This window comes from Roseateles sp. P5_E11, assembly GCF_054049355.1.
Map to the genome: position 1 here is coordinate 1 of NZ_JBFUMO010000254.1, position 8,005 is coordinate 8,005.

Here is an 8,005-nt window from a genome sequence, read left to right on the forward strand (position 1 = left end):
GCTCGAAGATGGGCGTGCGGATCAGGTGTTCGGCAGTGGCCGTCTGCACGACGGTGTACTTGTCGTCTGCGTGGAAGAACAGCACTTCATCGACGGGAATCTGGTGCATCAGCTCCCCTTGGGCGGCGCGGATATAGCGCAGCCGTGCCGATGCGGCGGTGGGCAGAAGCCGCTTGAGCGTCTCGGCCAGCGCATCGTCGCCAGCCGGCGGTGGCGCCTCCTGGCGCAGACGCGTCACACACGCGGCCAGGCGCTCGGCTTTCAGCGGCTTGAGCAGGTAGTCGACGGCGCGGGCCTCGAAGGCTTCGACAGCGTACTGGTCATAGGCCGTCACGAAGACAACGCGCGTTGCACCCTCAATGCCCTGGGCCACCTCCAGGCCGGTCAGGCCGGGCATCTGGATGTCCAGAAAGGCCAGGTCGGGCTCGAGGTCGGCGATGGCTTCGGCGGCCTCGACGCCGTTGGCGGCGATCCTGACGATCTGCAGCYCGGGCCAGGCCTGGGCAAGCTGGGCCTTCAGGTATTGGGCCAGGTGGGGTTCGTCGTCGGCGATGAGGGCTGTCGTCATGGTGTTCAGGCAGAAAAGGGAATGCAGATGCGGGCGCGGGTGCCGCCGCCTTCGCGGGGTTGAAGTTCGAGCGTGGCGCGCAGGCCCCAGCGGGCTTTGAGCCGCTCGCGGATGTTGTCGAGGGCGACGCCGTTGCCACCTCGCCGTTTCGGGGCGTCCAGCCCCTGGCCATCGTCGTCGACATCGATGACCAGCGTGTCGGCCTCACGCCGCGCGCTGACGACGATCTCGCCGCCGGCGATCTTGGGCTCCAGGCCGTGGTGGATGGCGTTCTCCACCAGCGGCTGCACGAGCAGCGGCGGCAATTCGATGCCGTTCAACTCAGCGGGCAGCTCCAACCGCACGCGCAGCCGCTCGCCCATGCGCAACTGCATCAGCGCGAGGTAGGYGTCGAGCATCGCGAACTCCTGGGCCAGTGTCGTCGTGTCGCCGCGCAACTGGCCCAGGCTGGCGCGCAGGTAATCGGTGAAGCGCTCCAGCATCTGCTTGGCCCGCGTCGGGTCGAAGTCGATCAGGCTTTGCACATTGGCCAGCGTGTTGAACAGGAAATGCGGCTCGATCTGGCCCTGCAGCAGCTTGAGCTGGGCCTCGGTCACCCGGGCCTGCAGCATCTCCTGGCGCCACCGCGCGCGGTAGCGAAAGCTCGCCACGACGGAAATGAACACCGAGATCAGCAGGAACTGGCGCCAGAAACCGAAGCTACCCAGCAGCTGCAACGTGTTGCCGTTGCCCATCCAGATGCGGTCGACCAGCCACATGCCAACGACCACGCCAAGCAGCGCGCAGCTGATGGACAACACAGAGAAGAACAGGCCCGAGCGCCAGTCGCGCCAACCCATGACGGTGTCCAGCCAGCGCTGCGGCGCCAGCCGCTCGAAGGCGCGAAAGATGGAGAAGAAGCCGATCGACACGCACAGGCTGACGAGCATGTTGCCTGGCATCAGGGCCTGCCACCAGAAGAGCGAACCGAGATTGCCCTGTTGCAGGCCGGCCATGACGGAAAAAACGGTGCCGAAACCAAGCGTCCAGATCAGGTAGATCAGCAGCCGAAAGCGCATCCGGTCCGGCCGATGTTTCATCAGCACGCGCTGGTGGCGCAGGGCCTGGGCGAATTCCTCGGTGAATGTCATGGGGCGCGAGTGTAGGAAGCCGCGGCGGCATGCCCCTTGCATGAGTGACGAATCGACAGCCGATGCGACGGATGGTCGGCCACGGGCCGTGCCTACAATCCGGCGCGTTTTCAAAACCCAGTATTCGAGGGCATTTCATGCAGGTTCACGCATCCATCTTCAAGGCCTATGACATCCGTGGCGTCGTCGGCCAGACCTTGAACGAGGAGCTCGCAGAGCACCTGGGTCGTGCCTTCGGCACCGAGGCCAAGGCCCTGGGCGAAAAGGCCGTCGCTGTCGGCCGTGACGGCCGCCTGTCGGGCCCCGGCCTGGTCGCAGCACTCGTGCGCGGCCTGCGCTCCACCGGCCTGGACGTCGTCGACATCGGCGCCGTGACGACGCCGATGCTCTATTACGTCGCTGCCACGCGCGGTGCGCACGGCTGCAACTCCGGCATCATGGTCACGGGCAGCCACAACCCCAAGGACTACAACGGCTTCAAGATGGTGCTCAAGGGCGCCGCCGTCTATGGCGAGCAGATCCAGGGCCTGCGCCAGCGCATCGAGGCCGAGGACTACGCCAAGGGCAAGGGCCGTGTCGGCAAGATCGACATCGTGCCCGAGTACACCCACCGGGTCGTCAATGACTGCAAGCTGGCCCGCCCGATGAAGATCGTCGTCGACAGCGGCAACGGCATCCCCGGCGCCTCGGCCCCGGCCATCCTGCGCGCTCTGGGCTGCGAAGTCATCGACATCTTCTCCAAGGTCGATGGCGACTTCCCCAACCACCATCCGGACCCGAGCCGTCCCGAGAACCTGGAAGACCTGAAGCGCGTCGTCCACGCGACCGGCGCCGAGCTGGGCCTGGCCTTCGACGGCGACGGCGACCGCCTCGGCATCGTCACCAAAGACGGCGAKATGATCATGCCGGACCGCCAGATCATGCTGATCGCGGCCGACATCCTGAAGCGCCAGAAGGGCGCCGAGATCATCTTCGACGTCAAGTGCACGCAGCGCCTGGCACCGTGGATCAAGAAGCACGGCGGCAAGCCGCTGATGTGGATGACCGGCCACTCGCTGGCCAAGGCCAAGCTGAAGGAGACCGGCGCGCCGCTGGCCGGCGAGCTGTCGGGCCACATCTTCTTCGCCGAGCGCTGGTATGGCTTCGACGACGCGATGTACACGGCCGGCCGCATGCTGGAGATCCTGTCGCGGGCCAAGGACCCGAGCGCCGTGCTGCAGGCCCTGCCCAACAGCTTCAACACGCCCGAGATCAACGTGCCCTGCGCCGAAGGCGAGCACCACGAAGTCGTCAAGACGCTGAAGGCCCAGACGACGCTGGCCGACTTCCCCGGTGCGAACGAGCTGATCACCATCGACGGCCTGCGCATCGAGTACGCCGACGGCTTCGGCCTGATCCGCCCGTCCAACACGACGCCCGTGCTGGTGCTGCGCTTCGAAGGCCATACGCCCGAGGCGCTGGAACGCATCCAGCACGACGTGCTGGAGCAACTCAAGCGCGTGAAGCCGGACGCCCAGTTCGCAGCGGGCCACTGATTCCGAAGCGGCCACAGAGCCGCCCAAGACCAATCACAGGGAGAACGACATGCCATTGATCGGAGGCCTGCACATCCTGATCGCGCTGTTCTGCGCGGTCCATGTCGTGCGCAGCGGCCAGCAGCTGTACTGGCTCTTCATCCTGTTCGCCTTCCCATTGCTGGGGAGCGCGGTCTATTTCTTCGCCATCTACCTGCCCAACTCGCGGCTGGACCAAGGCGCACGCAAGGCGGTGTCCGCGGCCGCGCGGGCCCTCGATCCCGGTCGTGAAGTGCGGGAGGCACGCATCGTCTACGACGTGTCGCCCTCGGCCCAGAACCAGATGCGGCTGGCCGAGGCGCTGCTGAATGCCGGCGAGGCCAAGGAGGCCGCCGAGCTGTACGAGGGCGCACTGAAGGGGCCGTTTGCCAGCGACCCCGACCTGCGCTTCGGCGCCGTGCGCGCCCACGTGGAGTGCCAGCGCTTCGACCCGGCGCTGAGCCATCTGCAAGTACTCAAGGCCGAACGGCCCGATTACCGTCCCGACCAGGTCCTGCTGCTGCTTGCACGCTGCTTCGCCGGCACGGGCCGGCAGGCCGAGGCCCGCGAGAACTTCGAAGCAGCAGTGCGCCGGTTCGGCAGCTTCGAGGCCAATGCCGAGTATTCGATCTGGGCCCTGGCCACCGGCGACGCCGCCACGGCTGCCCGCCTGCAGACCGAGATCGATCGCCAGGTCCAGCTCTGGAATCCTGTCAGCCGCGAACTGAATGACCCGGTCATGCGTCGGCTCAAGGCCGCGCACGAGCTGGCACGCAAAGGTGGTTGATGCCTGAGGGCCTCGCGCTGGCCCTGTATGCAACCGCGCTGCGGCTGCTGACGCCCTTTTATCTGCTGCGGCTGTGGCGACGCGGCGCCAAGGAGGCGCTCTACCGGCACGCCCTCGGCGAACGCCTTGGTTTCTACGCAGGCTCGGCCGAACCTGGCCGGCTGTGGATCCATGCCGTGTCACTGGGCGAGACGCGCGCGGCCAGCGCCCTCATCACGGCCCTGCGCGGGCGCGAGCCCGGCCTGCGCCTGCTGCTGACCCATTCCACGGCAACCGGCCGCGAAGCCGGCCAAGCCCTGCTGCGCGAGGGTGATGCCCAGGCCTGGCTGCCCTACGACACACCCGGCGCCGTGCGCCGCTTCCTGCGCCATTGGCAGCCCAAGGTCGGCGTGTTGATGGAAACCGAGGTCTGGCCGACATTGCAGCGTGAAGCCGAAAGGGCCCGGGTGCCCATGGTGCTGGCCAACGCGCGCCTGTCGGAGAAAAGCCTGCGCCAGGGCCGGCGCCTGGCGGCACTGATGCGGCCGGCGGCACGCCGCATGACGCTGGCCCTGGCCCAGACCGAGGCCGACGCCGAACGCATCCGCGCGATGGGCATGGCCCGTGTCGAGGTGGCCGGCAACCTGAAGTACGACATCGCGATGGACCCGGCCCTGATCGCCCGCGGCAAGGCCTGGGCGCAGCGCCTCGGGCGCCCCGTGCTGATGCTGGCTGTCAGCCGCGAGGGCGAGGAAAAAGCGCTGCTCGACGAGTGGGTCAAGCTGCCCGCCCCTCGTCCGCTGCTGGCCATCGTGCCCCGCCACCCGCAGCGTTTCGACGAGATTGCGGCGCTCATTCAGGCTGCCGGCCTGACGCTGGCGCGCCGCAGCCAGTGGGGCGATGAGCCGCCGCCCGAGGCCCTCACCGTCGACGTCTGGCTGGGCGACTCCATGCGCGAGATGCCGCTGTACTACGGCCTGGCCAGCGTCGCGCTGCTCGGCGGCAGTTTCGCGCCGCTGGGCGGCCAGAACCTCATCGAGGCCGCGGCCTGCGGCTGCCCGGTGCTGGCGGGGCCGCACACTTTCAATTTCGCCGAGGCGACCGAGCTGGCCATTGCAGCGGGTGCGGCCAGACGCTGTGCCGATCTGTCCGACGCCGTCGCCCAGGGCCTGACACTTTGTGGGGACACTGTGTCACGGCAGACCATGGCGGCACGGGCGCAAGCCTTCTCCCGGGCGCACCAAGGGGCTGCCGCCCGCATGGCGGCGGCCCTGCTTTCAATCATTCCCTGACGGCCATGACGACCTATTCCGGTGAATGCCTTTGTGGCCGGGTAAAGCTGGCCGCCCGAGGCGAACCGCTGCGCGTGGGCATCTGCCATTGCATGGACTGTCGCAAGGAGAGCGGCTCGGCCTTCACCTTCTACGCCGTCTGGCCAGCCGGCCAGTTCGAGCATGAAGGCGACACCGCCGAGTTCCGCGGCCAGCGCTTCTGCCCTCGCTGCGGCTCGCGGCTGTTTTCCCTCGACGACCAGGAGGCCGAGATCAAGCTCGGCATCCTGTCGCAGGCGCCCACGCCCCTCGTGCCGAGCTACGAGCTCTGGGTCAAGCGCCGCGAGCCCTGGCTTCAGGCCGTCCCGGGCGCCGAGCAGTTCGACGAGAACAGGGGCTGAGCCCCGGGATCAACTGCCCTGGGTCCAGCCGCCGCCCAGCGCCTTGACGAGTTGCGCCGTCGCCGCCCATTGCGCGCCGCGCAGCTGGGCCAGGGCGCGCTCGGTGGCGAGCGGCGTGCGCTCGGCCTCGGTCACGTCCAGATAGCTGACGGCGCCCTTGTCATAGCGGCTCTTGGCCACGTTCAACGCCTGGCTGCTGGACGCCAGCGTGCGGTTCTGGGCGTCCACGACGGTCGCGCGCCCCTGCAGTTCGGCCAGCGCGTCGTCGACCTCGCGCAAGGCCTGCAGCATGCGGCTGCGGAAGGCGGCGAGAGACTCGTCCACCGAGGCCCTCGCGCCGGCGAGGTTGGCCTTGTTGCGGCCGCCTTCGAAGATGGGCAGCGAGATGCTCGGACCGATGTTGTACAGGCGCGCTGGCGCGGAGATCAGCGAGTCCAACTCCTTGCTCTGGTAGCCGAAGCTGCCGGTCAGGCGGATGGACGGGTAGAAGGCGGCCTCGGCAATGCCGACCTGGGCCGTCGCGGCATGCAGCTGCGCCAGGCTTTGTGCCAGGTCAGGACGGCGTTGCAGCAGCTCGGACGGCAGGCCGGCGCGGATCTGCGGCGGTGCCGCCATCGGTGACGCCCGCAGCTTCAGCTCGGCCGCGGCCTGGCCGGTCAGCGCGGCGATCTGGTTGGCCACCAGCGCCTGGCGGCGCGGCAGGTCGGCCACGTCGGCGTCGGCCGAGGCCAGTTCGGCGCGCACGCGCTCCAGGTCCTGCGTCGTCGAGGAGCCCGCGTCGAAGCGGGTCTGCGCGACCTTGAAGGCGTTGGCGCGGCTGTCGCGCAGGCGTTGCAACGCTGCGGCCTCGTCGGCCAGCGCGCGCCACTGCCAGTAGGCGGCGGCGACGTCGGCGGTCAGCGCGACGCGGGCGGCGGCAGCGTCGAGCGTGGAGGCATCCAGCTGGGCTTGCGAAGCTTCAGCCTGGCGCTTCACGCGGCCCCAGAGGTCCAGCTCCCAGCCGATGGAGGCCTGCACACCGGTCTGGGTGCCGTCGAAGGTGATGGCCTGGCCGCCCAGCACCGGCGTCGTCACCGACTTGGCGGACGTGCGCAGGTTGGTGACGCTGCCGCCGACGTCGACGCGGGGCAGCTCGTCCGCCTTGGTCGCACCGAACACGGCGCGCGCCCGCTCGACCCGCGCCGCCGCGGCGGCCAGCGTCGGGCTGGCCTGCAAGGCCTGGGCTTCGAGCGCATTGAGCTGGGCGTCGCCGAACATCAACCACCAGTCGCGCTGCAGTTCGGCGCCGGCCACGGGTGCGGCGGCACGGTAGGCCGCAGGTGCGTTGGGGGCCGGGGCCTGGTAGTTGGGGCCGAGCGTCGTGCAGGCGGCCAGCGAAGCTGTCAGAAGCAGCGAAAACGAGAACTTTGCATTCATCTCTATCTCCGAACGGGAGTGCATGACCAAGCGGCAGCCGTGGAACCGGCTTTGCCGGGCCACTGGCTGCGCCCCCTTGAGGGGGAGCGCGAAGCGCAACGGGGGTGGGCCATCAATGTGCGGCTTCGGCGGCGCCTGCGCCACCGAGCACCTTCTTGCTCATCCAGACGATGAACACGCAGCTGATCAGCGCGATGCCCAGGATCAGGAAGGCGTCGTTGTAGGCCATGACGAAGCTGTCGCGGCGCACGACGTTGTCCAGGGCCTTGATGGCCATGTCCTGGGCGGTCGCGAGGTCGGCGCCCTTGGACGCAAAGTTCTGTGCCAGCGTGTCCAGGCGAGCCTGCGTGGCGGGGTCGTAAAGGCTGATGGACTCGCCGACGCGGGCGCTGTGCAGGTGCTCGCGGTTGGTCAGCAGCGTGGCCAGCGTGGCGATGCCGACCGAGCCGCCGAGGTTGCGCATCATGTTGAACATGCCCGAGGCGCTGGGCAGCAGGTTGGGCGGGACGCCGTTCACCGCGAAGTTGGTCAGCGTGATCATGATCAGCGGCTGGCCCAGGGCGCGCACGATCTGCGCGAACAGCAGCTCGGGGCCGGCCGTGTCGGCGCTCATGTGGGTGTTCATGAAGCACGACGTGGCGAACAGCGCCAGGCCCACGCTCATCATCACGCGGTTGTCCAGCTTGGTGGACAGCTTGGCCGCGAACGGCATGATGAAGAGCTGCGGCAGGCCCATCCACATGATGACGATGCCGATCTGCATCGGCGTGTAGCTGGCGATCTGGCCCAGGTACAGCGGCAGGATGAAGGCCGAGCCGTAGAGGCCCATGCCGGTCGCAAACGCAATGACGCCGGCGATCAGGAAGCTCGGGCGGCCGAGGATGTGCAGGTCGATGAAGG

At 68.4% G+C, this 8,005-nt stretch carries 8 protein-coding genes; 4 read left to right on the forward strand and 4 right to left on the reverse strand.

Annotation, left to right across the window (positions count from 1 at the left end; translation table 11 throughout):
- Window positions 1-568, reverse strand: a 568-nt coding sequence (locus ACXJKR_RS18115) for a LytR/AlgR family response regulator transcription factor (RefSeq protein WP_457324001.1), incomplete at its 3' end; no start/stop codon positions are given.
- 5 nt (window positions 569-573) lie between these two features.
- Window positions 574-1,698 (reverse strand): sensor histidine kinase, encoded by a 1,125-nt coding sequence (locus tag ACXJKR_RS18120; RefSeq protein ID WP_457324002.1) that lies wholly within the window; start codon window positions 1,696-1,698, stop codon window positions 574-576.
- A 137-nt stretch (window positions 1,699-1,835) separates the two neighbouring features.
- Here ACXJKR_RS18120 and ACXJKR_RS18125 point away from each other — a divergent pair, with 137 nt between their 5' ends.
- From ACXJKR_RS18125 to ACXJKR_RS18140, 4 genes are read left to right on the forward strand one after another with little or no spacing between them, the layout of a single operon-like run.
- On the forward strand, window positions 1,836-3,233 hold the full coding sequence (locus ACXJKR_RS18125; protein WP_457324003.1) for a phosphomannomutase/phosphoglucomutase: 1,398 nt from the start codon (window positions 1,836-1,838) through the stop codon (window positions 3,231-3,233).
- A 49-nt stretch (window positions 3,234-3,282) separates the two neighbouring features.
- Window positions 3,283-4,038 (forward strand): tetratricopeptide repeat protein, encoded by a 756-nt coding sequence (locus ACXJKR_RS18130; RefSeq protein WP_457324004.1) that lies wholly within the window; start codon window positions 3,283-3,285, stop codon window positions 4,036-4,038.
- Window positions 4,038-5,309, forward strand: a complete 1,272-nt coding sequence (locus tag ACXJKR_RS18135; RefSeq protein WP_457324005.1) for a 3-deoxy-D-manno-octulosonic acid transferase — start codon at window positions 4,038-4,040, stop codon at window positions 5,307-5,309. The genes ACXJKR_RS18130 and ACXJKR_RS18135 overlap by 1 nt, the downstream gene beginning before the upstream one ends.
- Window positions 5,310-5,314: 5 nt before the next feature.
- The gene (locus tag ACXJKR_RS18140; RefSeq protein WP_457324006.1) at window positions 5,315-5,689 is read left to right on the forward strand and encodes a GFA family protein; all 375 of its coding nucleotides are present in this window, start codon (window positions 5,315-5,317) and stop codon (window positions 5,687-5,689) included.
- 9 nt (window positions 5,690-5,698) lie between these two features.
- On the opposite strand, the gene ACXJKR_RS18145 is transcribed toward ACXJKR_RS18140, so the two are convergent.
- Together ACXJKR_RS18145 and ACXJKR_RS18150 are read right to left on the reverse strand one after the other, a co-directional pair.
- Complete coding sequence (locus ACXJKR_RS18145; protein ID WP_457324007.1) at window positions 5,699-7,105, reverse strand: efflux transporter outer membrane subunit; 1,407 nt, start codon at window positions 7,103-7,105, stop codon at window positions 5,699-5,701.
- 112 nt (window positions 7,106-7,217) lie between these two features.
- Window positions 7,218-8,005 (reverse strand): MFS transporter (locus ACXJKR_RS18150; protein WP_457324008.1); only part of this gene is annotated, 788 nt, incomplete at its 5' end.

Excerpts from the sequence above, each read along its gene's own strand:
- ACXJKR_RS18135 (WP_457324005.1), top strand. The coding sequence starts at position 4,038 with ATGCCTGAGGGCCTCGCGCTGGCCCTGTATGCAACCGCGCTGCGGCTG.
- ACXJKR_RS18140 (WP_457324006.1), top strand. The coding sequence starts at position 5,315 with ATGACGACCTATTCCGGTGAATGCCTTTGTGGCCGGGTAAAGCTGGCC.
- ACXJKR_RS18130 (WP_457324004.1), top strand. The coding sequence starts at position 3,283 with ATGCCATTGATCGGAGGCCTGCACATCCTGATCGCGCTGTTCTGCGCG.
- ACXJKR_RS18145 (WP_457324007.1), bottom strand. The coding sequence starts at position 7,105 with ATGAATGCAAAGTTCTCGTTTTCGCTGCTTCTGACAGCTTCGCTGGCC.